Source organism: Vibrio sp. 10N.261.51.A4 (assembly GCF_041471945.1).
Lineage (GTDB): Bacteria > Pseudomonadota > Gammaproteobacteria > Enterobacterales > Vibrionaceae > Vibrio > Vibrio crassostreae_C.
On record NZ_JBFRPJ010000157.1, the window covers coordinates 1 to 210 of the forward strand.

Sequence of the window (210 nt, forward strand, 5' to 3'; positions counted from 1 at the left end):
AAAGCTTAATGTGAAAATCTGTGTTTCTACATTAGAGGCACTAGTTGTAAAACCAACATAGTTACCTGAGCCTGTCGGATCTTCTTTCAGATCAATTGGCAGACCATCGGATTTGAGTGAGTTATCTGTATTAAATTCGGTTGGCTCTAGGCGGAACTTCTCTACATTGTCACTTTGATGAGTGAATGAGATGGTTTCTGTTTGACTCAC

At 39.5% G+C, this 210-nt stretch carries 1 protein-coding gene; it reads right to left on the reverse strand.

All coding sequences use genetic code 11. From position 1 onward, the window contains the following. Positions 1-210: hypothetical protein (locus AB4384_RS23460; protein WP_372130190.1), on the reverse strand; the 210-nt coding region annotated here is incomplete at both ends.